Annotated in this window: 19 protein-coding genes and 1 other RNA gene; 11 read left to right on the top strand and 9 right to left on the bottom strand. The window is 47.4% G+C overall.

Features of this window, described 5'->3' with window-relative positions; all coding sequences use genetic code 11:
* Positions 1 to 12 precede the first annotated feature (12 nt).
* Positions 13 to 1,596, bottom strand: a complete 1,584-nt coding sequence (locus BUC30_RS06530) for a glycosyl hydrolase family 8 (protein ID WP_073424101.1) — start codon at positions 1,594 to 1,596, stop codon at positions 13 to 15.
* A gap of 276 nt (positions 1,597 to 1,872) precedes the next feature.
* On the opposite strand from BUC30_RS06530, the gene BUC30_RS06525 reads away from it, so the two are divergent.
* Genes BUC30_RS06525 through BUC30_RS06515 form a run of 3 tightly spaced genes read left to right on the top strand, consistent with a single transcriptional unit; the run spans position 1,873 to position 4,293 of the window.
* A complete protein-coding gene (locus BUC30_RS06525) occupies positions 1,873 to 2,589 on the top strand; it encodes a hypothetical protein (protein ID WP_170861511.1) in 717 nt (238 codons plus the stop codon).
* Positions 2,589 to 3,488: a hypothetical protein gene (locus tag BUC30_RS06520; RefSeq protein ID WP_073424099.1), complete on the top strand. Its 900-nt coding sequence runs from the start codon at positions 2,589 to 2,591 to the stop codon at positions 3,486 to 3,488. Before BUC30_RS06525 ends, BUC30_RS06520 begins: the two co-directional genes overlap by 1 nt.
* A gap of 1 nt (position 3,489) precedes the next feature.
* The gene (locus tag BUC30_RS06515; protein WP_073424098.1) at positions 3,490 to 4,293 is read left to right on the top strand and encodes a hypothetical protein; all 804 of its coding nucleotides are present in this window, start codon (positions 3,490 to 3,492) and stop codon (positions 4,291 to 4,293) included.
* A gap of 18 nt (positions 4,294 to 4,311) precedes the next feature.
* Here BUC30_RS06515 and BUC30_RS06510 read toward each other — a convergent pair whose 3' ends face one another.
* The 3 genes from BUC30_RS06510 to BUC30_RS06500 all read right to left on the bottom strand — a co-directional run bounded on the left by BUC30_RS06510 (position 4,312) and on the right by BUC30_RS06500 (position 6,187).
* Positions 4,312 to 4,725 (bottom strand): hypothetical protein, encoded by a 414-nt coding sequence (locus BUC30_RS06510; RefSeq protein WP_073424097.1) that lies wholly within the window; start codon positions 4,723 to 4,725, stop codon positions 4,312 to 4,314.
* Positions 4,726 to 4,899: 174 nt separating this feature from the next.
* Positions 4,900 to 5,260: a transfer-messenger RNA gene (gene ssrA / locus BUC30_RS06505) on the bottom strand.
* A 180-nt stretch (positions 5,261 to 5,440) separates the two neighbouring features.
* The gene (locus BUC30_RS06500) at positions 5,441 to 6,187 is read right to left on the bottom strand and encodes a glutaminyl-peptide cyclotransferase (protein ID WP_073424096.1); all 747 of its coding nucleotides are present in this window, start codon (positions 6,185 to 6,187) and stop codon (positions 5,441 to 5,443) included.
* A gap of 26 nt (positions 6,188 to 6,213) precedes the next feature.
* Here BUC30_RS06500 and BUC30_RS06495 point away from each other — a divergent pair, with 26 nt between their 5' ends.
* Together BUC30_RS06495 and BUC30_RS06490 are read left to right on the top strand one after the other, a co-directional pair.
* Positions 6,214 to 6,780, top strand: coding sequence for a DUF4416 family protein (locus BUC30_RS06495; RefSeq protein WP_073424095.1), 567 nt, complete (start codon positions 6,214 to 6,216; stop codon positions 6,778 to 6,780).
* A gap of 3 nt (positions 6,781 to 6,783) precedes the next feature.
* Positions 6,784 to 7,155 carry a DMT family protein gene (locus BUC30_RS06490; protein ID WP_014547227.1) on the top strand — a complete coding sequence of 124 codons (372 nt, stop codon included), beginning with the start codon at positions 6,784 to 6,786 and terminating at the stop codon, positions 7,153 to 7,155.
* Between the two features lie 78 nt (positions 7,156 to 7,233).
* Here the strand turns inward: BUC30_RS06490 and BUC30_RS06485 are convergent, their stop codons facing one another.
* The 4 genes from BUC30_RS06485 to BUC30_RS06470 all read right to left on the bottom strand — a co-directional run bounded on the left by BUC30_RS06485 (position 7,234) and on the right by BUC30_RS06470 (position 15,415).
* A complete protein-coding gene (locus tag BUC30_RS06485) occupies positions 7,234 to 9,297 on the bottom strand; it encodes a fibronectin type III domain-containing protein (protein WP_073424094.1) in 2,064 nt (687 codons plus the stop codon).
* Between the two features lie 140 nt (positions 9,298 to 9,437).
* On the bottom strand, positions 9,438 to 11,435 hold the full coding sequence (locus BUC30_RS06480) for a family 43 glycosylhydrolase (RefSeq protein ID WP_073424093.1): 1,998 nt from the start codon (positions 11,433 to 11,435) through the stop codon (positions 9,438 to 9,440).
* 121 nt (positions 11,436 to 11,556) lie between these two features.
* Positions 11,557 to 13,650 (bottom strand): family 43 glycosylhydrolase, encoded by a 2,094-nt coding sequence (locus tag BUC30_RS06475; protein ID WP_244536522.1) that lies wholly within the window; start codon positions 13,648 to 13,650, stop codon positions 11,557 to 11,559.
* 76 nt (positions 13,651 to 13,726) lie between these two features.
* Positions 13,727 to 15,415 (bottom strand): family 43 glycosylhydrolase, encoded by a 1,689-nt coding sequence (locus tag BUC30_RS06470; RefSeq protein WP_073424092.1) that lies wholly within the window; start codon positions 15,413 to 15,415, stop codon positions 13,727 to 13,729.
* Between the two features lie 516 nt (positions 15,416 to 15,931).
* On the opposite strand from BUC30_RS06470, the gene BUC30_RS16300 reads away from it, so the two are divergent.
* From BUC30_RS16300 to BUC30_RS06450, 4 genes are all read left to right on the top strand, one after another.
* Positions 15,932 to 17,605, top strand: coding sequence for a T9SS type A sorting domain-containing protein (locus BUC30_RS16300; protein WP_244536521.1), 1,674 nt, complete (start codon positions 15,932 to 15,934; stop codon positions 17,603 to 17,605).
* Between the two features lie 156 nt (positions 17,606 to 17,761).
* Positions 17,762 to 18,739 (top strand): T9SS type A sorting domain-containing protein, encoded by a 978-nt coding sequence (locus BUC30_RS06460; protein ID WP_073424682.1) that lies wholly within the window; start codon positions 17,762 to 17,764, stop codon positions 18,737 to 18,739.
* A 131-nt stretch (positions 18,740 to 18,870) separates the two neighbouring features.
* Positions 18,871 to 19,881, top strand: coding sequence for a T9SS type A sorting domain-containing protein (locus BUC30_RS06455; protein WP_244536519.1), 1,011 nt, complete (start codon positions 18,871 to 18,873; stop codon positions 19,879 to 19,881).
* A gap of 63 nt (positions 19,882 to 19,944) precedes the next feature.
* Positions 19,945 to 20,643, top strand: a complete 699-nt coding sequence (locus BUC30_RS06450; RefSeq protein ID WP_073424091.1) for an outer membrane beta-barrel protein — start codon at positions 19,945 to 19,947, stop codon at positions 20,641 to 20,643.
* A 428-nt stretch (positions 20,644 to 21,071) separates the two neighbouring features.
* On the opposite strand, the gene mdh is transcribed toward BUC30_RS06450, so the two are convergent.
* Positions 21,072 to 22,013, bottom strand: coding sequence for a malate dehydrogenase (gene mdh / locus BUC30_RS06445; protein WP_014547218.1), 942 nt, complete (start codon positions 22,011 to 22,013; stop codon positions 21,072 to 21,074).
* A 208-nt stretch (positions 22,014 to 22,221) separates the two neighbouring features.
* On the opposite strand from mdh, the gene hisS reads away from it, so the two are divergent.
* Both hisS and BUC30_RS06435 read left to right on the top strand, forming a co-directional pair.
* Positions 22,222 to 23,505 carry a histidine--tRNA ligase gene (gene hisS, locus BUC30_RS06440; protein WP_073424090.1) on the top strand — a complete coding sequence of 428 codons (1,284 nt, stop codon included), beginning with the start codon at positions 22,222 to 22,224 and terminating at the stop codon, positions 23,503 to 23,505.
* 2 nt (positions 23,506 to 23,507) lie between these two features.
* The gene (locus BUC30_RS06435) at positions 23,508 to 25,124 is read left to right on the top strand and encodes an SGNH/GDSL hydrolase family protein (protein WP_073424089.1); all 1,617 of its coding nucleotides are present in this window, start codon (positions 23,508 to 23,510) and stop codon (positions 25,122 to 25,124) included.
* The last annotated feature ends 1 nt before the right edge of the window (position 25,125 follow it).

The following is a 25,125-nucleotide window of genomic DNA, read 5'->3' as shown; positions in this document are numbered from 1 at the left end:
ACCCGCCGAAATTTAGCGAACAGTAATCTTGCGAGAATAACTTTGTTTACGGCTAACAGCCTTCACAACATAGATTCCGCTTTGACCACGGGATTTCCAGAGGAAATCTTTACCAGAGGCAGTCGCCACAACGTGACCGTTCAAGTCAAAGATTCTCCACTGAGCCATTTCGGGAACGGACATCATCACGGCGCCATCCAAATGGCTAATCTTCATGCCCACCACACGAGCCATGCGATGTTCAGCAATTCCAACAACAGGTTTCGTAAGCGAAGAAGAATCTCCAACTGTAGCCGTCTTCGGATTGTCAATGGCATCAACAACGTTCACAAAAGCACCACTCATCATGGAAGTGCCGAACCAAGCCAAGAATTGGTCAAAATACATCTCGTTATGGAGCGTATCTTCGAGCGCATCCGTTTCGTTCTTTGCAAGTCCAAAGTAATCGCCACCTTCGTAGAACTTGCCCATTTCTTCACTGAAGGCAATGCGGTCTTCCTTCTCGCCCACAGCCATTGCTGCTGTCGCCCACATGCCAATCGTCAAATGGCTATGTTCGCTACGATAACGCCAAGTCGTCGTATCCTTAGAATTGTTAAAATCGTACCACTTGTCTTCAGGAGGCAACAGCTCACCCGCTTTTTCGATCTGGTAGAAGTTTGCAGCCTTTGCGCCACCTTTAGAATTAATAAAGGTCAAAGCATTCTTGAGGAACGTCTTTGCGCGTTCTTCATCAAACCAAATAGCGTCAATAGCGACACGCCACAAAATGCGGATTGCATCCTTGAAGAAAGCCTTGCTTTCGAAATAGGCGTTGTAACCAAGCCCTGCCGAGCCTACCCAGCCGCCATCAGGCGTCATCCAGTCCGGGACCATACCCATGCTGTAGCCCGGGCTCTTAGAAATGATTTCGTAAGACTTATCGACCACTTTATTCCAGCGATCGCCATTAGAATCAAACTTGGCAAAAACCTTATACCAAGCCGGAGAGAAATACCCCGGATTGACAAAATCATAGCCACCCCAGCCAGCACCAGGAGCCAAAATACCATTGCTCGTAATCTGTTCGGTGCTCCACATGCAATCGAGAATTTTCTGAGCATGGGACTTGTAATCGTAACCAAACTTTGTTGATGTGTACGGTTGCCACTTACCCGCAGAAACAAGCTTATCGGCAAAAATCAAAGCAAGAGCAATATCTTCTTCGGCATCAGAAGCAGCACCTCTACCGACAATTTTGCCTTCAACGGACATTTGCCAGTTGTAATAGCAGCCACCCCACATTGAAGAATTCGCTTCATCCCACATTTTATTGAACGAAGCCTGATCATTGGCATAAAGCGAAACGAGCATTCCATAGCCCACGCCTTCGCTCACAGCATCGCCCGGGGCTTCACTCTTTGGGCGGTGAATCAGCCCAACACCAGCACTATACGGCTGAATATTTCGACGGATTAAACCTTGCCAAGTACTATCGAGAGCCTTGTTCCAATAAGATTCATCGACTTTTGGCTGCGCATTGGGCAAGTCCAAAACAGCAAGTGACGTGGTGAATGCCGTTGCGATGCAGAACGGCACAATACGGGATAAAAACATAAAACCTCCACACACCGATTCCAACCCGAAATATATTTAGAAATTAGAGAGTCAAAATGCAAGTAAAAAAACAATAGCGTTTACCCGAGCAACCATTCATATAACTTTTATCACATTACAATCTGCTTATATTACCCTTTATCAAAAAACATTCTACTTGGCTAGATTAAATTTTGCCGTTTGTTATATTTGCGTTTGATGAAAACTTTATTAACAATTCTACTGTTTTGCGCCACAGCTTTCAGTGCAAATTTAAACTTGCACGATACTGTTTTTGTGGAACAAATTGTCCGCGATACCGTTTACATTCCGATAAAAGCAAAAACCGATACGATTTACATCAAGAACACCGCCGTAGCCAAACAACAATTGCAAGAGAAATGTTGCACACCGACAGAACGCAACCCGCTTGGAGAAGACACCACAAAATTTTTACGTTACGACACAAGCTACACGCACCATTCCGTTTATTTGCACTTTGACATTGTTTCATTTCTCTGGCTCATGAGCGATTCTACGCTCACATCCGTTGGCGGGAATTTGGAAATTGCCGGAAACCGCAAAAATTCTTTTATGATGAATTTCCGTTACAGTAAAAAAATTCCTTGGGGAACATCCAGTCATATTTATAATGGTTACATCGCGCAATACGATATTGGCATTGGCTACCGCCATTATTTTAGACCATCAAAATACAGTGGCTTTATTGATATCGGTGGAAACTGGCTCATCCGCAAGCACGATTACGACAACACCTGGGACAACACAAACCTCATCAACGATAGACCGCACAGCAGGCACGAAACCGCTTATTTATACTCCCCTTATATACACAGCGGACATATTTTCAGAGGGGACCGCAATGTTTTCAGCTTTGAATATGGTTTAGCTTATAATTTTACAGACAAGGAATTGCTCAACAAGCAATATTCCTACATTACCGGCGGGCTTCAGCTTGACATCAGGATAAACTTTGGCGTGGGGATTTTCTAATGAAGTTCAATCGTATTGGTTTAATTTTCGCTGTATTTTTCGCCATCGCCATTAGCCCAGCGTTGGGTATAACCGACACGGTCTATGTTCAAAAAAGAATCACAGATACGCTTTACGTAGTATCCCCGCCTGATACCGTCTACATACAGGAAACGGGCTTTCAAGCAAGCAACAATAATGATCAGCAAGCTAAAACAGCCGAACACAACGAAGCATTTAAAAGTACAACTAAGCCTGTAAAGAACGAATTCATCACGGAATATAGTACCGACACCATTCCGCCTGCAAATAAATTATACATCGGCGCCATAACAGGTCTCACACTGTTTTCGATATGGTTTGGAGTTTCCATGCTCGACTTCGATTACGAAATAGAAAACTCGTACAGAGGTTCGCTCATGTTTAATTTATCTAGCATCATCCTATTTTATGAACACCCAATTGGTCAAGAAGACCGTTCGTGGGAAGGTTTTAGAAGCATCTTTAGCCCAGGTATCGGATATCGCCAATACTACCTCACATTTACAACAACTAAAGTCAACCCGAAAAAGCACCCCGTAAAATTCAGGAACACTCCACTAAACAGCATTTCCTTCTACATTCAAGCCATGGCAAGTCCTGCATTTAAGATAGCCTACGACAAGAAATATAAAAGCGCCGACCCCAAAAAAGGAAGTATCGATGTCGGCATTGCCCCAAGCGCCACACTGGGCATGGCTTGGAACGCCGAAAACATGCTTTGGTCATTTGGGTTCATTGTCGGTTATCAATACTGGGGCGATAATTCTCGTAAATACCTGACTCATGATCCTTATCGAGAAAAGACGACATACCGTTTTATGAATGGATGGTGCGCCAAAGGATTGTTCTTTGGAACAGATGCTAAAATAGGATTCTAATATGCGACATACACTAGCTTTTATTTTCATCTGCGTTGTTTGCGCGTTTTCACAGGAACGAATCGTAGATACAGTCTACACGGACACGCACAAGGTAACATACGTTATCGACACGGCAAAGGCAACTTCTGAACGCGCCGAACATACCGCAACGTCCACACAACAAGAAGCACTCCCGCAACAAGAGGAAGTTGCAGACACATTCGGATTAAGCGCCCCACCCAACAATTCAAACAGAGTGACGCTTCTTTTGGTCGCACAAAGTTTAAGTTTTTCTTTAAGTTATGAGCATCTGTTCGCAGACTTCTGGAGTTTTGCACTGAGATTCGGTTATGACGGATTCAACAGCAAGAACATTCGCGAAAACACAGACGCCGAAGGAACCATACAGACTTTTGCCGTTCCGCTTGCATTGAGATGGCATTGGGGGCGACGTAACATCGGCAGTTATAGCTATGTGAGCATCAATGGCGAAAACCACCATAAAAAAAATCGTCAGTTAGAAGGCTTTATCCAGGCACAAATCGCCCCTGTTCTATACAATATAGACTTGCACCGAGATTCAAGTTCTTACAAACAAGCGCTAAACCTTAAAGAAAAAGAATACGCCCTATATTACACACTCGGATTTGGCTTCAATTACTGCTACGAACATTTCATTTTCAGCACGGAAATAAACATTGGTACATTTATCCAAAAGCCAAAATTTCAAGAACACACACAAGTTTACAGGAGCCGATATGGCACACGACTTTTGGACAAGACCATCGCTGAAAGCGTTCTCGCCATTGGCTGGATGTTCTAAGCGAACTTAGAAGATCTCTTAGAATCCAAGTACAGCTTCGGAGATTTCATTTGCCTCGTCAGAACCATCATCGGCACGATCGGCATTGAATTCGCCCCAGCCTTCGCTAGTGCCACAGCCGATACCCACGTCCATCGTAGACCACTTGAACACGGCGTAAACACGCTCGAAGCGTTCCAAAATTTCAGTCAGGACATCCTCTGGAGGTTCGTTTTCGACAAGGAACGTTCCATCGACCGCATACAGTTCGGATTCAGGAAGTTCTTCAAAACGGCATTCGTATTCATCGGTCATATAATCTTCGACGGAATACCATTCGCCAGAGTCGATGCTAGGCAGTTCAGCCTCCGGGAAATGTTCCAAGAACGCATTCCACAAGGCATCAAGATCCTCTTGGACTCCAATGAAACGGACTAATATTCTGCAATCCATACAACCTCCTTTTGAATTCAATTTAGAAAGATTTTGCAGAATGTGAGCGATAAGCGACCCGTATCAACGGGTCGTGTTCGTGAGAGCGAGGCGAAGATGGATTTTCCCGATTGCGCAAGAGCCGAGCGGTTCTTATAAAACAGAAAAAAAGAACTCACATAGTGAGTTCTTTTTTTCTGGAGGTGAGGGGAGTCGAACCCCTGTCCAAAATCACGTCCATGTACGTTCCTACAAGTGTTCCCTTCGTATTTAAGATCTCGTCTTATCCACGCCCAAGAAGGTCGGCGCGGAGTTTGACCAGCCTAGTAAATCTCGGGAGATGCCCCCAGGCATGACACTTCCCTATCCCATATTGCGTCCGGACGTACATCCCGATGGGAGCGGAATGAGGCCCGGCGTTGCCGTTAATTAGGCAGCGAGTGCGTAGTTTTCGTCAGCACTTATTTTTTTTCAGACTTTTTAACGAGTTGCCCTCGTCTGAGACCTCGACTTGCAACTAACACTTCGGTAACCCTGTCGAAACCAGAGCACCCCCTTGTGTTCTACACAAGGGTGCTCGGTTGAGACAGGCCTGTCGATTAAATGCGAGCTAGCGAGCATTTAAGCTCTTGAGAACGCATGCGTTCGAAAGACCCGAAGGGCAAAATTGCTGCGAGTAGCAGAAATTTTGGCAAACCAGAGCACCCCCGGTGCTTGCTCTAATATAGTAAAAAAACTAAAACTTGACTTTATAAATCTGCGGCCAGAGCTTGCCGGTAATCCAAAAATCCTTGCCGTCGTAGGCAATGCCGTTCAAGACATCTACGCCAGGGAATTTTTCGCGAATCTCCCCCGCTTTTTTCGAAAAATCGATGTAGCGGAGCACATTCCCACTAGGGAGCTCGATTTCTGCAATTAAGCCCGTCTGCCAGATGTTTGCGTACAAAAAATTTCCAACGACTTCAAGTTCATTCAAGAGCTTGATTGAATAACGACCGTCAGTTACTTTAATGATTCCCGACACCGCAAAGCCACCCGGAGCAATTTGCAAAAGTTCATCGGAACCATTACTCATCAAAAGCTGGTCACGCCAAAGCGTAAGTCCCCAGCCTTCGGTCGGAATACGGAACTCCCCCTTCTTTTTGAACGGCTTGCGAGAATAAATAAAAGCCTTGTGCGATTTCCATGTGAGGTAGTAAATCTCGTCACCAAGCACAACGGAACCTTCACCAAAATAACGATCTTCAATGCGAGCGGAATCTAAGATTTTTCCATCGAGTGTACGACGATACAGCCCCGATTGCCCATACTGCCCCGTAGTTTCAATCAAATCCTTGCCATCAAACGATAGCCCCTGCGTAAAGTGAGACATTTCGTGAGGCACAGAATCGAGAATCGTCGGCACAACACGCGGAGCCTCGGCTTTTGCAAAAGACGAGAGAGCAAAGACGAGAAAAGCACAAAAAGATATACTTCTAAACATATCGTAAAATTACTAAATTTGCGGGCATGGGTGAAATAAGAACTCCTGCCAAAGTGAAAATCATCGTTGGCATTCTCGCAAAAGATGCCGAATCCGTAGAAGCGGTCCGCGGAGTGCTCAAATCGCGTTTCGGCGAAGAAGACCTGAACTTGGAACCGTTCCCGTTCACATTCACCAACTACTACAAAGAAGAAATTGGCGAAGCGCCGGTACGCGCGTTCTTTAGCTACGAGAACCTCGTTGACCGCGAAACGATTGTCGACATCAAGCTTTGGACAAATGACATTGAACTTGAAATTGCAAAAGCAAACGGGACACCGGGACTGCGCCCTGTGAATCTCGATCCGGGCTACATGACGCTTGGGCAGTTCTTTCTGGCAACGACCAAGGATCAACGCCAACGCGTTTACATGCAGCGCGGAATTTTCGTGGAGCCGACGCTTTATTTCCAGGACGGGCACTTTCACGCTTTCGATTGGACGTATCGCGACTACCAAAGCGAGAACTATATCAAGTATCTCGAAGAGGTGCGCAAGCGCCTCGCCTACCAAATGACCACAGGAAGACCGTATAGTCAAAGAAACAAGAAATAAACTATGAAAGCTGGTATTTTTACAATTCTCCTTCTCTGCTGTTCCAACATCTTCATGACGTTCGCTTGGTACGGCAATCTCAAACTTAAAGAAATGCACATCAGCACCGATTGGCCGCTGATTCTCGTGATTCTTGCTTCGTGGGGCATCGCACTTCTGGAGTACAGTTTCATGATTCCCGCGAATAACATCGGGAGCCGCATCAACGGTGGTCCGTTCAGCTTGATGCAGTTGAAAATCATTCAGGAAGCCATTTCGCTTACAGTGTTCACGACAATTGCAGTCACGGTGTTCCATACGGAAACACTCCAATGGAATCACATTGTCGCTTTCTTGTTCATCATTGCAGCTGTTTTCTTTGCTTTCTTGAAGTAAACTTTCAAGTCAAATAAATCTAAACAACAAAAAGCACCGATTTTCATCGGTGCCTTTTACATTTTTATCAGTTACGATTTATTTGCTCGGGTTGCAGAGATCATCCGCACCAGAGATGTCCGAAATGTTAAACGGTTGCGTCCATTCACTCCAGTCGGTTTCTCCATTAACGTCCTTCCAGACAATACGGATTTGTACGTAGTAGTCGCAAATACCACGAACATAGTTAGGAATGCACATCGACATACCATATTCACTTTCTATGATCTTCTCCCATTCATCAGAAGGCGTGGATTCACTATACAATTTGGAATGATCTTTAGCTACATAATCATAACCGCTCTTGCAAGAAGCATAGATGGTCGTCTTCTTAGCAGCATCAGCATAATCGTTTTCATCAAATCGCTTCGTGATAGACGGTTCCTCGTACGGGAACGGTTCAACCCAATAGCAGCTATCACACTTGTCGCCTTTCTTCTTTCCTTCGCAAGAACCCTTGTAGTAATTATACTGTTCAAGAGAAGTAAACCAACGAGCTTCGTAATAAGCCGTATCCGTATATTCCGATTCAACGATATACTTACTGATAAAATTATCCGTTATGGTATAAGTAGCCCTTGCATTAATAAAAGTGATATCATCCTTCGTTGCAGTGTCCTTATCCGCTTCGTATGCTGTGGTGTAGCCCAAAATAAATTTTTCAGACGGCACAGGAACTTCAAGAGCCATGTAATCGCGGTACTTGATTTCCGGAGTCAGCTGGATAACATCGCTATAGGCAGACGTATCACCGTCATTGACAACAGCCATACGGTAATAGCTTTCAATCTTGTCGCGTCCCTGAATATAGTAGTTACGCACATTGCCCTTGATGTTAGAAGCGACACTCACCCACTTGAAATCCTTAAGCTTTGAGCTCTGGATGATGAATTTACGATCCGGATTTTCATCGGATGCACTGTAGCTCCAGCTCAATTCCCAAACGCTCGGCGCAATACGAGTAAGAGCAATATCAGCCGGGGGTTCAGCAACGTTTGTTTTCTTGCTAATCTTAGGAATTTCTATTTCAGAGGAATATTTCGAAACGCCCTTGGAATCCTTAGCGGCAACACGAACATAGTAGCCACCCTTCTTCGTGGCATCGATAATAATCATGTACACGCCCTTGTTTGTCGAATCCATGACAGCCCAGGACGGTTTCTTGTCTTCCAAATTAAGGCTCTGCAACTTGAAACCATTTTCAGGACGATTCGTATTGTCCGTATAGCTCCAAGAAAGTTTGTACTTACTAACATCGATAGAGTCCAGCTTCAGATTTGTGGGGACCGCCAGATCCATACTGTTCGAAGTACTTGTGCTATCGGAGACACGAGGAATCGTAATTTCTTCAGAGTATTCGGAAACACCCTTATCATCCTTAGCAGCCACATGGTAAAGCAAGCCGCCCTTCTTATTACCATCAATCTTTACGACATGAACTCCCTTGTTAGTCGTTCCGTCGTCAGACCACTTCGGGCTCTTGTCATCGAGATTCAAGCTCTGGAGCTTAAAACCCTGTTCCGGACGATTTTCATTATTTGTATAGCTCCAGGAGAGCTGCCACATGTTGTCGCCGAGGTTTTCAAGCTTAAGATTCGACGGGACTGCAAGGTTTGCGTTAGTCGTAGCCGTTGAGCTATCTCCAATAATTTCAACCATGTCGCTTGCCTTGGAAACGCCACATTCATCCATAGCAGATACGCGATAGTACTTATCGGCATTAGATGCACCAGACAAGTTATACATGACCACTTCTGCATTGGTTGAGTCAAAAGTTTTCCACTTAGGCTGCTTATCCGACATATTGAGAACTTCAATAAGGAAGCCGGACTCGAGACGTTCATCATTGGGGGTATAATCCCAAATAAGGACCCACTTGTTTTCGCCGTTCTCGACCACCTGCAAATTTGTAGGTGCGGCTAAAGTTTCAGAAACAGACTTACAAATCTTAGAATTGGATGAGGAAGATTTTGCATCTTTGGAAGATCCTCCTGCGGACGAATATTCAGTATCGTCTTCTGCAGATGACGAAGACGAGCTAGAGCATGCGCCCAACGCAAAAAGAAACGCTGTCGCCAGACTTAATTTCCATTTTATGTTCATGATAAAACTCCACTAGAAAATTTTCTTTTACAATCAAATATATCATTTTTACGTCAAAAAGAATACAAAAAGTATAATTAAGCCCAAATAAAACTAAAAATTGGGAAAAAGCGTATTCTAGCTAGAGTTTTCTATGAAAATTACAGCCTAAAGCGCAGACCTTGGTTGCCGGAACGAATAAAATACAAACCACGAGGCATAGCATTTGCATGAATTTCGCGACCAAAACCAGACTTGATTACAACGCCGTTCATGTCAAACAGCGACCAAGGGGCATCCACCGAGAGATAAATCGTTTGGGAACCGCGATCAAAAGTGATGTTGAGTCCAGAATGCGCCGCAGAAGCTACGCGAGGATTGTCGTAAAGTCCGACTGAACTTGAGTCCGTCGCCTTCCCGAACTTGATGTTTCCAACGAGAGTTTCGCCACCGAGCCCTTCAGCTGTGAGGTAAAAGTCCTGCACGCCCTTGATTTTCGGCAAGTTTGAGCATTGCACGTCAGTCCACTTGGAATCGCCCGCGGAGGGCAATTCGCATTTAGAAATCACGTCGCCTTTTTTGCTTTCGGTGCGGAGCGAGAGAGTACCGCCAGCGCTATTTTTCACCTGAACGCTGACGCCTACACCAACGATGGAGTCGGTAACCACGTTCTCGAAAATCGCGTAGCCGCCGTCCTTAATTGCTAATTCATCTTTGTCCGTAAGACGCACGCGGATGCCGTTGTCAAAGCCATTTGCCGGGATTGTATCGCGGATAATGCGCAAAAAATCGAGGCGGTCGAGTTCTGCGTAATGTTTGCCCTTCGTGATTTCAATGAAGTTTGATCCGCGTTTAAGCTTTGTCGGGATGTACACGACTGACTTTTCGGGAAACTCACTCCAGGCACCAGTCAACGGCAACTGCACTTCTTGCGTCTTGCCATTGATGTCCACAAAATGCGAGCTGCCGTTTGCACCGTCCTCAGTCCAGTTGTTGTCGTAACGGTAACGGATAAGGTAATCACCTGCCTGCGGGATAATCATCGGCAAGCGAATCTTGCTATCATCGTAGTTGATGTAAGCGCAGAATTCTCCGTTCGAAGCCTTGGAGCTGCTCGAAATATCGACATGCGTCAGGATGCCGTGTTCCGCTTCAGCGCTCAAATAACGCCCCATAAACGGTTGACCAAGTTCCGGCCAATTGTCGTCGGTCCACACGATATCGCGCACTTGTATGTAAGAATTACCGCCATCGTTCTTGTCGTAATAGTGATTCACAAAACGCTGACGGTTCACGTCCTCAAAAGCTTCACCGCCAGCGGGTCCGTAATAACGACCATAACGGCTCAATAGAATAGTGCCACCGCCATTCAAGAGAGCCTTGCCGCTGCGGTCCACATATCCGCCATCAATGCGGTTGGAGCGCCCGACAGTTGTCTTGTAAGAATTATTTTCGAGGTCCGCGCCTTTTTTGCAGCAGTTGTCCCAAGCGGTAAAGAGGAAATACTTGCCGTTGTGTTCAATAAGGCTTGCGCCTTCGACGCCTGCGCCACCGCGGTTTGCGATATTCTGCATTTTCGCGCCGTCTTTCACCTTACCCGTTTTTTCGTCCAGTTCGAGAATATGGATACCCGTCCCCCACGAACCAAACGCCATCCAGACTTTTCCGTCAAGATCTTTGAGCACCGCCGCGTCAATCGCGTTGTACGAATCACTCTTGACCGTGTGAATCACCTCGCCCTGGTCCGTCCAGCCGTAGCCGGGCTTTGTCGGGTCGATTTCCTTACTCGACATGAAGCCCATGCCCGACGAGCGGATGCCCATTTCGGAACCGCAATAGTACATGCGGTATTCCCCGCCGATATAATGAATATCCGGCGCCCAGATGTCAATCATGTTCGGGGCGTATTTATAAAGCCACTTCGAAAATTCAGGCATGGCGGGGTCGCCGTTCTTCCAGTTCAAAGCGTCTTCGGAAAACTGCATAAGCATGTGGTTGTCCGTTGTCGCAAGCGCATAACCATCTTCGTAGCGGATAATGTCTGGATCATGGCCCGCCCAACGGTGCTCCTTCGCGTACCAATCGGCAGCAAAAGCAGACTCAAACGAAAGGCCTGCAAAGAGGAATGCAGCGGTGCAAATTTTAGAACAACGAATCATAAGACTCCTTCAACCACACACCAGCATACACTATTTAATCTATATTCCGAAAGGATTTTTCGGTACAGTTTATTTGCAAAAAAAAACGCCATCCCAGAAAATCTAGGATAGCGCGATAAGCTTATTTCACCTTGACAATGAATCTGCCTTTGGGAAGGTTATTAAATTCGATATCAGTACCGTAAGTTTTTTGGTGGGAGACAATTTGTCCCATCGGATTCAAGAGGTAAGCCTGATGAGCGCCGGCATTATCAAAGTGTACGCGGTAGCCGTTAGGGATTTTGGCAATCGAGTAGTTCAATGACGGACGGACTATCGGGAGCGCCACAGGAGATTCGCTCGAACTGCTCACAATCATTTCGCTGGAGCTAGATTCCGCAACAGCACTGCTAGAACTTGATTCCGGCAAGGGGGCACTCTTGAAGAGAATGTTTCCGACAATCGCTTCGCCAGAGACGCCCGAAGCGGTCAAATAAAAGTCCTTGATACCGCCGAGGCTCTTGAGGTTCGAGCAATTCACAGTCGTCCAGCCTTTAGCCGTAGATTTTTCGTTAGCAGCCACCAGTTCGCATTCCGAAAGAACGGTTCCGTCCTTCTTGCCGTCACGAATACTGAGCTTGCCACCTGTAAGTTCCTTTACCTCGATAGCTACTTCCGTAGACTTGATGGAATCCGTCACGACGTTTTCGAAAATCGCGTAGCCACCGTCCTTAATAGCAAATTCATCCTTGTCCGTAAGGCGCACGCGAATGCCGTTGTCAAAGCCGTTCGCCGGAATCGTATCGCGAATCACGCGCAAGAAGTCGATACGGTCAAGTTCCGAGAAGAATCCGTTCGGTTGCGGTTCAATTTCGATGAAGTTGCCACCGCGTTTGAGCGTTGCAGGAATCATCACGATAGACTTCTCCGGGAACATGCCCCAAGAACCTGTCGGCGGGAGCGTCACGGTTTGCGACTTGCCATTGACGGTGACTTTGTGTGTAGCATCGCCTTCGCCGCCGTTTGCATAGCGGTAACGCAACAGATATTCGCCCGCCTGCATGATGTTCATCGGCAAACGAATCTTGGAGCCAGCCGTGTTGATGTAAGCAAGATATTCGCCGTTCGAAGCCGTATTGCTGCGCGTAATTGCGAGGTCACCCGAGACTGCACGCGTCAAAGCGCCGTGTTCGACTTCGGCGCTCAAATAACGCCCGAGGAAGGGCTGTCCCATCTCAGCCCAGTTATCGTCCGTGAAGACAACATCGCGGATGTGAATGTGATTGTACTTATCGCCATTCAAATCGTAATAGTGATGCACAAAACGCACGCGGTTCAAGTCTTGGAAGGCTTCGCCGCCGCCTGGACCCACGTAGCGACCATAACGTTCCATAAGGATTGTGCCACCGCCATTCGCCATATCGTAACCTGCGCGATCTTTGTACGGACCGGTTACTTTATCAGCACGACCATAAGCGGTCTTGTACGTTGTCTGTTCAATGGTCGGACCTTGCTGACAGCACTTGTCCCAAGCCGTAAAGAGGAAATACTTGCCCCCGTGTTCAATGAGACTCGGTCCTTCTTCGGCACCACCGCTTGCCTTGCTTGTACGGCGAGCAATGTTATAGACGGTTTTATCGTCGCTCGCCTGATAGCCCGTCTTTGCATCCAACTTAATCAACTGGATTCCAAGACCGAACGAACCAAACGCCATCCAATAATTGCCTTCGGTATCACGAACGACATCGGCATCAATCGCATTGTACTTGTCCGACGCCACCGTATGGAAAACGTGTCCATGGTCCGTCCAGCCGTAATCCGTTGAGCCCGGCACAATCGACTTTGTGGACTGATAGCCAATGGCAGACGTGCGCTTGCCGAAAACGGAAACGCAGTAATACACGCGGTATTCACCGTTCATGTAATAAATGTCAGGCGCCCAGATGCCCTCGGTCGTAGGCGCATAAGTGTAAGCCCATTGCGGGATTTTGCTCACCGTCGATTTGTGGTCACGCCACGTGTAGGCATCTTCGGATGTCCACAGTTGCAAATTGTTGTTCGTGCTCATGAGGGCGTAACCGTCTTCAAAGCGCACCATGCTCGGGTCATGACCCGGCTGCAAATTGTCCTTGGCATACCAATCGGCAGCCGACACAGCGGAGACGCCAAAAGCGCCAATCGTTGCGAGAGTCGCGCTCTTCACAAAATTCGCAAAATTCAAAACCTTCATTTCCATACTCCTTAAAATCAATCTAATAAAACTTTACTGGATCCTTCCGCCTTCGGCGTCAGAATGACGGAGAAGCAAGCAATCATCTTACCAAAACCTTTGCGGTATTTTTCCCAGCGCGGACAAAGTACATCCCCGAGCAAACGGAACGCACTTGGATTTCACGGCCATAACCACGACGCACAACAACACCATTTACATCAAGCAAAGCCCAAGACGCATCAGCGCCCAAACGAATCACGCGAGCGCTAGCATCGTAGCGAACTTGTTGCAAAGACGGCGCATTCAACGCATCCATAGAACCACGCAAGCCATGCGCAATCCCCGTCGTCCCACCATTGCCGGAGTCCGTCGGCGGTTCAACGTTCGGCAATTCAGCTTTTGCAAATTGCACTTTCTGGTTGTCCGTTCCCGTACGAACCCACGTGATGACCGGCATCCCGACTTCCTTCGAAATGTTCAGCACATCGCCGAGGTAATCGCTATCGTAATCCGCGAACAAGAAGTAACCCTTCTTTGACGATGCATTTTCAATGCGGATTTCACAAGATGTTTCAGAAGTTTTCACCGTATCCAACAACGTCTTGGGCGGGCAATAGTATCTGCCCGTTGCAAAATTTTTGAGCGTGTAATAACGCGCCGAATCGCCATGCGCAAGCACCCAAAGCTGCGCTTCGTTCTTTTCGTCCGCAGTCTGCTGCACCACGATACCATCTTTATCTTCAAGAGCCAAATTGCTGTGCGAAACCGTCAAGCGGTAACCGCCTTCTTCGATAAGCGCATTGTTGACCGGATCCACGCCATCCGTATGCTTGATTTTCTGGATTAAGCCATCGCGGTCGTAATAGAGATAGTCGATGTTCACGGAACGGCGGTACGTCCAACCACCCGGAGAATTCGCACCGTGATACATGAAATACCAGTGCCCGAGATACTTGAAAATCGCCTGATGGTTCGTCTCGGAATTTTCCATTTTGTCGTTGATGACGCCTTTTTGTGTCCATGGTCCGTTCAGGCTCGGCGCCATGGAATAATTCGTCGTCGAGGGGTAACCCGAAGCATAACTGAAGTAATAATTGCCACGGAAATAATGCATCCACGGAGCTTCAAAAAAATCCTTGATTTTGATATCTTCGGGTGTACTCGCAAGCTCAATCATATTTTCTTTGAGCTTCACGCGGCGGCCCGCACTCCACGAGCCCCAATACATCCAGATATCGTCGCCATCGTAGAAAATGGCGGGGTCAATGTTCAATTTCACGTCATTCGGCGTATTGTCGGTGATAAGTGCCTGCCCAATCGCATCTTTCCACGGTCCGGACGGATGATCTGCGACGGCAACGCCAATCGCAAATCCTTCACTTCCATTTTCCTTGATAGTCCCGTGATGGACGGCCACATACCAGTAAAACTTGCCATTTCTGTATTCGCAATGGCCCGCAAAAGCGCTTGCATTCGCCCATTTGAACGTTTTGACACTCAAAACAGCGCCGTAATCATGATAATGTTCCATATCATCGGTCACGAGCACGTGCCAGTCGTTCATGATGAAGGCTTTATTGTTATTGCCCTGCGGCCCCTGCTCGTCATGCCCCGCAAAAATAAAGAGCGAGTCGTTATGCACGAGGGCTGCGGCATCCGCAGAATAAAAGTCCGTCGTCAACGGATTTGCGGCAAAAGCCGATTGCGCCCCAAAAGCGCCAAATAGGCAAAAGAGGCCAAAAAAGGCACATTCCAACGTCGTAAAAAATTCAGAACTCTTCGTTCCCATAAACATCTCCAAATCCACACCAACAACCTTCTTAAATATATATCAAAAATTATAAAAAGTCCACATATTTATTTATGACATCAAGTATTATTTAGAAGATAATCCACAAATAGCCCATATTTTCACGAATTAAAAGTCTACAGTTTAAATTAAGCGCGGACAAAATGGTCATGCCAGACAAAGCTAGTCCTGAACATAGCCGAAAGAATTAGGCACAACCTTCTCGTTTATGATAAAAAGGAGATTCCCAATCATCCCCGTCAAGCGAGGACAGGCGCGAGGACAGAATCGCAAATGACATTTTCTTTCGAAAATAACATTTCTTGTCTAATGACTATTGACCAAAGACCATTGACGAACGAATGATAATTGACCAAAAACAGACAAAACGTATCATTAAGACATCATATGATTCAACCGACAAAAAATTTCATTTATTTGAAAATTATTCATGGTAAATAAGCATAAAAGTACATATATTTTGTGTTGGATCTATTTGATTTAGGAGAGTGGATTATGAAAAGATCTTTGTTGGTCGCACTTTGCGCAACGTCAGCCATTTTTGCAGGCTCATTCGAAACCTGGGATGCAGCCAAAATTTTTGAAGATTTCTATCTAAACTATCAAATTCATACAGGTCTCGGCAATGGACTCGAAACAGAAGGTTACTGGTATTCTTACAATGACAACAACAATTCGGGATCATCTGTAATCGTTTGGCCTGTATCGACAGATTTATTTTACTCAAATCAATCTTTAGATCCCGTCATCGAGGAATGCAAAGGCCTTGCTGGCACAGCGTTTCTAGACAAAGGATCTTATGAACACGATCCGTATGTCGGTGTGGGCTTCAATGTTGTCGGCGAAACCTCAGAAACAAACCCAGCGCCAGATATTGGTGATGCATCAGCCTGGGGCGGGCTCTGCGTGACCTACATGTCAGACACAGATATAGCCTTGGAACTCGGTCTTGGTGAAACAGTCGATTCAACGATCAATTATGCGAATCCAGCGGTAACGCTCCCTGCCGCAAAAGCTCCAAAAATTCTATCGCCCAACGGAAAATACGGAAACAAAGTCGTCGTCAACTGGTCCGACTTTAAACAGCCTTCATGGTACGATGGAGCCGTTAAAATCGACGGCGAGACGGCAGCAAAACAGCTTGCCGCCGTACACTTTAAAATTCAGGCGGAACCAGGCGAATACAATTTCAACATCTGCGCCATCGGCCCGAAAGACGGAACATGCCCGGAAAAATGCGGAAAATCAGCAGCAACATCCGCAGGACCGTTTATCACATGGAACGGAGCCGATGAATATGCTAACGACCAAGTTCAAACAGGACTTGGCAACGAAACAGAAACGAGCGGATTCTGGTTCTCCTACGGAGACGATGGTGATGGAGGCGTGTCAGCAGTCCGTTGGGACACCTATACAGATCCTGAACCACCACATGTACTCGAACCCATCGTCTTGGAGTGCAAAGGAATATGCGGAACAGCCCAACTCAGAAAAGGTATTTTAACCTACACACCTTTCATAGGTTTAGGCTTCAGTGTTGTCGGACAAATTTCATATGAAGATTTTTCCTATGCCACAGGCGACGCCTCTTCTTGGGGTGGACTCTGCGTAACTTACACTTCCGATGCAGACATACAACTTGAACTCGGCCTTGGTAAAGCAACCGATTCCACAATCAATTACGCAAATCCGGCTGTCAATCTCCCCGCCTCCAAGACTAGCAATAGAATGGTTTTCAGTTGGTCCGACTTTAAGCAACCTTCGTCATACGACGGGGCCGTCAAAATCGAAGGTGAAGCCGCAGCAAAGCAACTCGCCATGGTCAAATTCAAGATACAGGCAGAGGATGGCGATTACCGTTTTAACATTTGCGCAGTCGGCCCGAAAGACGGGACATGCCCGGAACAATGCGGAACGCCAAGTGCAGGGATTCAAATTGCTCGTGGGACATCCGCAGTCAAAGCATTTTTAAACGGGCGCACGCTCGGATTCACGGGAATCAAGTCCACAGCCACCGTCGAAGTTTTGAATTCTCTTGGGCAAGTCGTGATGAAGGGCGCCATTAACAACGCAGCCACGCTTAACCTTACATCGCTTAACGCAGGCATTTACATGGTGCGTGTGAGCGGGAAAAACGTGAATTTTGCAAAGAAAATAGTACTGAGGTAACGCAAATACGAGAAGGTGATTCCCGGTCATCCCCGTCAAGCGAGGACAGGCGCCGGGAATGACATGCAAGGGTATCAAGCGAGAGGTCACTTGTGAACTCGCATTTGATACCCGCAGCAGTCAAGCCCCGTTAGGGGAATGACATGGGAGTTTACGATGAAAAAATTTTTATTGACAGCACTTTGCGCAGCAACTTCAACTTTCTCAGGTCCGTTTATCACATGGAACGGAGCAGACGAAAACGTAACCAGCCAAGTTGAGACTGGGCTCCGCAACGAAACAGATATAAGCGGATACTGGGTAGCCTATTCAGACGATAGCGATGGTGCCGAGTCCAAAATACTTTGGGACATTGATTTAAGCCCAGAATGGATACCCAATAAATATGACCCAATCATCGATTATTGCAAAGGAATGTGCGGAACAGCCCATCTCAGAAAAGCAACTTCATCCCACGTTCCTTCCGCAAATGTAGCCTTCTGCGTTGTCGGAACGATTTCAGAACACGATTTCTCTCTAGCCACAGGCGATGCCTCTTCTTGGGGCGGACTCTGCGTGACCTATACATCGGATACAGACATATCTCTGGAACTCGACATTGACGATACCGACGATCCCATAATAGATAATGCAAGTCCGGCAGTCAATCTCCCAGCCTCCAAGACTGGCAATAGAATGATTTTCAGCTGGTCCGACTTTAAACAGCCTTCGTCGTACGACGGATCCATTAAAATCGATGGAGAAGCTGCAGCAAAGCAACTCACCGCGGTCAAATTCAAGATACAAGCAGAGGACGGCGATTACCGTTTTAACATTTGTGCAGTCGGACCAAAAGACGGAACATGCCCGGAGAAATGCGGCATCCCCACCCCACCGGACGATATCAAGGCCGTTCGCGGAACATCCACAGTCAGCGCAATTTTGAACGGGCGCACGCTCGGTTTCACGGGAATCAAGTCCACCGCCACCGTCGAGGTTTTAAATTCTCTTGGGCAGGTCGTGATGAAAGGCTCCATTAACAACGCCACGAATAACGCGGCAACGCTTAACCTCGCCGCGCTCAATGCGGGAATTTATATGGTGCGCGTGAGCGGGAAAAACGTCCATTTTGCAAAGAAGATTGTACTGAGGTAAAACTGTTCAAGACGGAGATGCCCTCCCCATACGCGGATCATGCTCACGTAAGTGCTGAAGCACTAAGTGATCAAAGAGCTCAGTGGCGGGCATGACATAGGAGTCGAAGGATTACAACATTTGGAGGGTAAATGATGAAAAAAATTATGTTGGCAGCACTTTGCGCTGCGTCAGCCATTTACGCAGGCACATTCGAAACCTGGATTGGAGCTGATTACGCCACAAGAGTAGAAACCGGACTAGGCAACGAAACCAATACCTACGGAATTTGGTACGACTTTAATGATTATTACGAAATAGAAACTTATGGAATAATAGGCGGGGAACTTAGACCAGGCTCCTGGTTATATACCATGTCCGAAGCATGTTATGATCACGAATACAACTGTGTCGAATATTTTTTTGATCCTGTCGTAGAATATTGCGCCGCAATTTGTGGAACAGCCCGTTTACGAGAAGGAGCGCCTACCGCACAACCGTTCGTGGGCGTCGCATTCAACGTTGTCGGCAAAGTATCAAAAGATAGCCCAATTCTAGCCACGGGTGACGCCTCTGCCTGGGGTGGACTCTGCGTAACCTACTCCTCTGATGCGGACATATACCTAGAACTTGGGCTTGGCAACACCATTGATTCAACGATGAATCACGCACTCCCTGCAGTAAAGCTCCCAGCCTCCAAAACGGACAATAGAATTATCGCCTCATGGTCCGACTTTAAACAACCTTCAGGGTACGATGGTTCTGTCAAATTTGACGGAGAAACAGCAGCAAAACAATTGGCTTCTATCAAATTTAAAATTCAGGCGGATTCCGGGGACTACGATTTCAATATTTGCGCGGTAGGTCCGAAAGACGGAACATGCCCAGAAAAATGCATCTTACCTTGGCTCGAACAAGAAAACAAGATTGCTCGCGGTGTTTCAGCAATCAAGACTAATTTGAACGGGCGCACGCTTGGATTCACGGGAATCAAGTCCACAGCCACCGTCGAGGTTTTGAATTCTCTTGGGCAAGTCGTGATGAAAAGAGCCATAGGCAACAGCGCCCAAACGCTCAACCTCGCCGCGCTCAAAGCAGGAGTTTATTTGATACATGTTGTTGGAAAATCAACAAACTTAGTTCGTAAAATTTTGTTAAAATAAATAGACAAAATATTTAATATTTTTTATCATTGATACAAATCATATCAAACCAAGGAGAATCTAATGAAAAAAATTTTCTTGATTGCAACAACCGTGTTGGCTTTTGCAGCAAGTTCTTTTGCAACACCTTCCAAACCGTTTACCTCAGGCATTTCTCTCTCGGAAACAACTGAATTCGCCCGTGGCAGCGACGCACCTGATTTCGACGCTTTGATGGGATACAGAATCAACCTTACGCTTGCTTACAACGCCATGATTGGAATCATCCCCAATCTTTATGTCCACCCGGCACTCGGCGTGAGCCTCCGCCTCAGCTCCGAATCCGAAAACAAGAATACCGGCAGCGGCTTCAACATGTCCGTTTCTTCTAACGACGACAAGACGGTCTCTTCTTTGGACGTTTTGCTCCCTGTGACCGCCCGTTATTACATCACGAACAATTTCTTCGCTGAACTCGGCTTGGAATTCGACTTCAACATTTTAGAATCGTTCAATACGGGTAGCCAGTCAGAAGACGATTTTTATGAAAACCTGTACGAACCAAGCGCTGTTAATCTGGGCATTGTGGGTGGCATCGGTGCAACATTCAACTTCGGTCTCGAAATCAGCCTTACCTACACGCACGGTCTCACGGATCTTTACAAAGAAAAAAAGGTTGTTGATTTAAACATCATGGGCTACTCCATTGCACAGAAAAACGCAAACTGGTCTTACAGCCGCCTCAACTTCAACATTGGTTACTGGTTCGGCTACAGAAACTAATCTTAGTTAAAAGAACTCAAAAGCCTCCGATTAATCGGAGGCTTTTTTGTTTTAATAGAAAGCTTTGAGCACAAAACAAAAACGCCCACGGGTAGTACCCGCGGGCCGTTTTGTTAAGAAGGAAATTCCCACTCGGTGGCGGGAATGACATTAAATGGAACCCGTGAACAACAAACGCCTCGTATTGCGATTTCATCGCATAAACCGGCGCCTCAACAATAGAAACAAGCAAGCTTGTTTCTGCTGTATTCGGCTTGGATTTATTTAACGAGGCGTGGTTGCGAGAGCGAGGCGAAGACGGAGCCCCCGCCATGCATAAGAGCCGAGCGGTCTGATTACGTGTGAGCGAGAAACGCCTGGCATTAGCCAGGCGTTTTCGCGAGAGTGAGCGTCGCTCACATATTTCTATTTGATTCTGACGCGAACGGTTAGGTATGTGCGTCAACCCATTCAGCGTTCTTCTTGCAAGCTTCGACAGACTTGTCGAAAGCAGCCTTTTCTTCGGCGCTCATCTTGACTTCGAGAATCTTTTCGACACCGTTTGCACCAACGACAACCGGCACGCCGCAGTAGAGGCCGTTCACGCCGTATTCGCCATTGAGCTTAGCAGCGCAGGAGAACACGCTCTTCTTGTCGAGGAGGTAAGCTTCAGCCATGTGGATAGCAGAGGTAGCCGGGCTGTAGAAAGCAGAACCGCGACCGAGGAGGTTCACGATTTCGCCACCTGCACCAGCAGTACGCTTTGCAAGTTCAGCAAACTTTTCCTTGCTCATGAGCTGAGAAACCGGGATGCCACCGACAGAGACGCATTCCATGATGGAAACCATCGTGTCACCGTGACCGCCCATAACGAGAGCCTTGACGTCTTCGACGGAAACGCCGAGTTCGTCAGCGACAAAGCAAGCGAGACGAGCAGAGTCGAGCACGCCAGCCATACCGATAACCTTGTTAGCCGGGAGACCAGACTGCTTCTGCATGTTGTAGACCATGGCGTCGAGCGGGTTCGTAATAACGATCACGAATGCATCCGGAGCGTTTTCCTTGATAGCTTCAGCAACAGTCTTGATAACGCCGCAGTTCTTGTCGAGAAGGTCGTCACGGCTCATGCCCGGCATACGCGGGAAACCAGCGGTAACGATAACAACGTCAGCACCCTTAATAGCGGAGTAATCAGTAGAACCCTGAAGATCAACGGACGAATTGATGACGGAGCGGCCTTCCATAATGTCGAGAGCCTTACCCTTCGGCATGCCCTGAGTCATCGGGATGTCGATAAGCACGACGTCACCGAGGTTCTTCTGTGCGAGCACGAGAGCCATTGTACCACCAATTTGACCAGCACCAACAAGTGCAATCTTCTTTCTTGCCATGATTAACCTTCCTTTTAAGGTATTAAAAATTTTACGTGTCAAATATAGCAAAAGAAATGTAAAACCGGCAACGTTACAATGTTATTTCTTTGTCATACGAGAAGGAGTTTCCCGTTAAAGGCAAGAAGACAATGAGTGCACTGGAAACCGTCATTTTTGTAATAGCCAATAGCGACTAACTAGTAACTTTACTAAATTTGAGCCCACTATGAGTATTGCTATTCCTCAACTGCCCAAGGGCACACGCGATTTTTACCCGGAAGCTGAACGCATCCAGAACTATATTTTTGACACATGGCGCAAAGTCGCCGAAAGCTTCGCCTACGAAGAATACGAAGGTCCGATGTTTGAGCATCTGGAACTTTACACCGGCAAGTCCGGCGAAGAAATCGTAAGCCAGCTCTACAACTTTAAGGACAAGGGCGACCGCGAAATTGCACTCCGCCCCGAAATGACGCCGACACTCGCCCGCCTCGTGATCCAGAAGGCTCGCGAACTCAAGAAGCCGTTCAAGTGGTTTTCCATGCCACGCCTGTTCCGCTACGAAAAGGCTCAGAAGGGTCGCCTCCGCGAATTCTTCCAGCTGAACATGGACATCATCGGCACCGAAAGCATTTACGCCGAAGCAGACTTGCTCGCCTCCATCGCAACGATGTTGCGCAAATTCGGTCTCAAGGACTCTGACTTTGCGATTGGCGTTTCGAGCCGCAAGCTCCTCGCCACCTACCTCGAAGAGATTGGCGCCCCGAACCCGGCGCTCGTTTACCCGGTGCTCGACCGTCGCTTGAAAATCGGTCCGGAAGCTTTTGCCAAGGCTCTTACCGAAGCAGGCCTCTCCGAAGCACAGATCAAGCAACTCGACGATTTCATGAGCTGCAAGTCCATCGAAGAAGTGAAAGCAGCAGTCAAGAGCGAAAACGCAGCAGCAGCTCTCGCTGAAATCGAAGACCTCTTCGCAACGCTTGCCGCAGCAGGCTTTAGCGAATGCGTGAACCTCGACCTTTCCATTGTGCGTGGCCTCGCCTACTACACAGGCATTGTGTTCGAAGTGTTCGACAAGGGTAAATCCATGCGCGCTATCGCAGGTGGCGGACGTTATGACAGCCTCACCGAAAAGCTCGGTGGCGACCGTATCCCGGGCGTTGGCTTTGGCATGGGCGACGTTGTGCTCGCAGACCTCCTCCGCGAACGTGGACTTCTGCCGAGCCCGAAGCAGCATGTGGACTTCTACATCGCAAGCTTCACGAACGACATGAAGAAGATTTTCGAAACGGCCCAGGTGTTCCGCGCAAACGGCAACTCTGTTTCTCACCCGCTCGCCACCATGAAGATGGGCAAGCAGCTGGAACAGGCAAATTACCAGGGCGCAAGCATCGTCGTTTATGTCGATGGTGACAAGGCCCAAGCCGGTCAGTTCGAATTCAAGGACCTCCGCGACGGCACCATGCACGTTGGCGATGTCGCCGCGATTGTTGAACAGCTGAAAGCTTAACTATGACACCAGTAAAAGTATTACTCAGCATTATTTCTTTGTTCCTCGTCCTCGGGGTGATGGCTCTAGCCTACCCTGAAGACGGAATCCATATTGGCGATACGACGCTCCGCTACCCGAAGCTTTCCCAGGTTTTCGAGAAGGCAGAAACGACAACGGACTCCGCTGGAAACACCGTCAAAGTCGAACAGGTAGATCCGGAAGAAGCCATCCGCCAGATGATGGAAGAGACCAAGGCAAAGCAATTTGCGGCATACTCAGATTCTCTCAAGTACTACGAAGACTTCTTTAGAGAAGGCCGTACTCGCTTTGACCTGCCAGACAACGACCTCACGTGGTTTGATCGTTTCTTCGAAAACCTTCAAAAGGCACAAAAGGATTCTAGCGTTGTTCACATAATCCACTATGGCGACTCGCAGCTCGAAGAAGACCGCATTTCTTCGGCTATCCGTGAAGACTTGCAAACGGAATTTGGCGGTAATGGTCCGGGCATGCTCCCTGCCGTGATGCACATTCCGTCTCAATCGACTTCGCAGTGGAACAATGGCAACATGCAACGTTACATTGTCTTTGGCCCCAAGGAAGAACAGGCGACACACAACCGCTATGGTCCGTTAGCACAGGTGGGCGAACTCAATGGTTCTGCCGTCATCGGTGTCAAGAAACGCGAAAACAAAAAGGATATGTTCCCGCACGTCGGTAGCTATTCTACCATTAGGGTTCTCGCCGCCAAACGTGGCAACTTGAAGCTTCGCCTTACCTACGAACACATGGTAAACGAAGTCGTGGGACAAAATGCAGACGGAAGTCCCAAGTTCAAAATCAAGAACAAGAAAGAAACCGCCGCAGATCCGACTTTGGACGAATACACGAAGCTTAGAGTTTATACGTGGAAACTCCCGGACACGACATCGAACATCAAGCTTTACCTGAGCGGTCGCACGGAAATTTATGCCGTTTCTGTAGACGGTGCTTATGGTGTCGCTGTGGACAACGTAGCTATGCGCGGTAGCTCGGGTACAGTATTCCACAAGATCGATAGCCAGCTCCTTGCCGAATCTTACAAGGCAATGAATGCGAAGCTCATCATCATGGAATATGGCGGAAACATGGTTCCGAGCATGACGCCCAAGACTCTTGACTGGAGCAAAAAGCTCATAACCAGACAAATTCAGGCTGTCAAAAGGGCAAACCCGGATGCAGACATTTTGTTCATTGGTCCTGCCGACATGGCAAAACAAATTAATGGCAGATGGCAAACTTATCCGGGACTTGGCATTACCATCAAGATGCTTCGTGAAGTGGCTCTTGAAAACGGACTTGCTTACTGGGATATGCACCGCGTGATGGGTGGCGAAGGCGCCATGATCAAGTGGGTCAAGAAATCTCCGCCACTCGGTTTTACCGACCATGTCCACTTCACTCGCAAGGGTGCAGCTTACATGGGCGATCTGTTCTGTTCTTCGCTCCACATGTATTACGATTACTTCCAGTTCCGCGAAAGGCACAAGCTGAACGATTCGAAGCTTAAGGACATCCGAAAGTTCTCGGATAAAAAACAGGCTAATGCCGACACGCCCAAAGTAATTGATTTGAACAAAGAAAAGCTAAATCCTTAAA

Source organism: Fibrobacter sp. UWB7 (genome assembly GCF_900142945.1).
Lineage (GTDB): Bacteria > Fibrobacterota > Fibrobacteria > Fibrobacterales > Fibrobacteraceae > Fibrobacter.
The sequence above is the reverse complement of the archived record's forward strand: the minus strand, read 5'-3'. Positions and strand labels throughout refer to the sequence as shown.

Coding starts and splice junctions, on each gene's coding strand:
- BUC30_RS06530 (WP_073424101.1), bottom strand. CDS start 1,596: ATGTTTTTATCCCGTATTGTGCCGTTCTGCATCGCAACGGCATTCACC.
- BUC30_RS06520 (WP_073424099.1), top strand. CDS start 2,589: ATGAAGTTCAATCGTATTGGTTTAATTTTCGCTGTATTTTTCGCCATC.
- BUC30_RS06515 (WP_073424098.1), top strand. CDS start 3,490: ATGCGACATACACTAGCTTTTATTTTCATCTGCGTTGTTTGCGCGTTT.
- BUC30_RS06510 (WP_073424097.1), bottom strand. CDS start 4,725: ATGGATTGCAGAATATTAGTCCGTTTCATTGGAGTCCAAGAGGATCTT.
- BUC30_RS06500 (WP_073424096.1), bottom strand. CDS start 6,187: ATGTTTAGAAGTATATCTTTTTGTGCTTTTCTCGTCTTTGCTCTCTCG.
- BUC30_RS06495 (WP_073424095.1), top strand. CDS start 6,214: ATGGGTGAAATAAGAACTCCTGCCAAAGTGAAAATCATCGTTGGCATT.
- BUC30_RS06490 (WP_014547227.1), top strand. CDS start 6,784: ATGAAAGCTGGTATTTTTACAATTCTCCTTCTCTGCTGTTCCAACATC.
- BUC30_RS06485 (WP_073424094.1), bottom strand. CDS start 9,297: ATGAACATAAAATGGAAATTAAGTCTGGCGACAGCGTTTCTTTTTGCG.
- BUC30_RS06480 (WP_073424093.1), bottom strand. CDS start 11,435: ATGATTCGTTGTTCTAAAATTTGCACCGCTGCATTCCTCTTTGCAGGC.
- BUC30_RS06475 (WP_244536522.1), bottom strand. CDS start 13,650: ATGGAAATGAAGGTTTTGAATTTTGCGAATTTTGTGAAGAGCGCGACT.
- BUC30_RS06470 (WP_073424092.1), bottom strand. CDS start 15,415: ATGGGAACGAAGAGTTCTGAATTTTTTACGACGTTGGAATGTGCCTTT.
- BUC30_RS16300 (WP_244536521.1), top strand. CDS start 15,932: ATGAAAAGATCTTTGTTGGTCGCACTTTGCGCAACGTCAGCCATTTTT.
- BUC30_RS06460 (WP_073424682.1), top strand. CDS start 17,762: ATGAAAAAATTTTTATTGACAGCACTTTGCGCAGCAACTTCAACTTTC.
- BUC30_RS06455 (WP_244536519.1), top strand. CDS start 18,871: ATGATGAAAAAAATTATGTTGGCAGCACTTTGCGCTGCGTCAGCCATT.
- BUC30_RS06450 (WP_073424091.1), top strand. CDS start 19,945: ATGAAAAAAATTTTCTTGATTGCAACAACCGTGTTGGCTTTTGCAGCA.
- mdh (WP_014547218.1), bottom strand. CDS start 22,013: ATGGCAAGAAAGAAGATTGCACTTGTTGGTGCTGGTCAAATTGGTGGT.
- hisS (WP_073424090.1), top strand. CDS start 22,222: ATGAGTATTGCTATTCCTCAACTGCCCAAGGGCACACGCGATTTTTAC.
- BUC30_RS06435 (WP_073424089.1), top strand. CDS start 23,508: ATGACACCAGTAAAAGTATTACTCAGCATTATTTCTTTGTTCCTCGTC.